Here is an 878-nt window from a genome sequence, read left to right on the forward strand (position 1 = left end):
AAAAAACAGAAAAAAAAAAAGAAGAAGAAGAAGAAAGATTCTAATGGCTTCCTCAACCATGGCTCTGTCCTCCCCTGCCTTCGCTGGAAAGGCTGTGAAGCCCGCAGCATCAGATGTCCTCGGAACCGGCCGTGTGACCATGAGGAAGACTGTTGCCAAGCCTAAGGGTCCATCAGGCAGCCCATGGTACGGATCTGACCGAGTCAAGTACTTGGGTCCCTTCTCCGGCGAGCCACCGAGCTACCTTACCGGAGAGTTCCCAGGTGACTATGGATGGGACACCGCCGGTCTATCCGCTGACCCAGAGACCTTCGCCAGAAACCGTGAGCTAGAAGTCATCCACAGCAGATGGGCCATGCTCGGAGCCCTTGGCTGCGTTTTCCCTGAGCTATTGGCCAGGAACGGAGTCAAGTTCGGAGAAGCCGTTTGGTTCAAGGCCGGTTCCCAGATCTTCAGCGACGGAGGATTGGACTACTTGGGCAACCCCAGCTTGGTCCACGCTCAGAGCATCTTAGCCATTTGGGCCACTCAAGTGATCCTCATGGGAGCTGTTGAAGGCTACAGAGTTGCCGGAGATGGCCCCTTGGGTGAGGCAGAGGATTTGCTTTACCCAGGTGGCAGCTTCGACCCATTGGGTCTTGCTACCGACCCCGAGGCTTTCGCTGAGTTGAAGGTTAAGGAGCTCAAGAACGGAAGGTTGGCTATGTTCTCCATGTTTGGATTCTTCGTTCAAGCCATCGTCACCGGAAAGGGACCATTGGAGAACCTCGCCGACCATTTGGCTGATCCAGTCAACAACAACGCCTGGGCCTTCGCCACCAACTTCGTCCCCGGAAAGTGAGCGAGATAAGCTTGTTAAGTGAATGAGAGCAGAGAAA

Annotated in this window: 1 protein-coding gene; it reads left to right on the forward strand. The window is 54.6% G+C overall.

Annotation, left to right across the window (positions count from 1 at the left end):
• Window positions 1–841: chlorophyll a-b binding protein (locus tag GQA99_RS21090; RefSeq protein WP_160056993.1), on the forward strand; the 841-nt coding region annotated here is incomplete at its 5' end.
• Window positions 842–878: the final 37 nt, after the last annotated feature.

It is taken from the genome of Shewanella litoralis, assembly GCF_009828585.1.
GTDB classification, from domain to species: Bacteria; Pseudomonadota; Gammaproteobacteria; order Enterobacterales; family Shewanellaceae; genus Shewanella; species Shewanella litoralis.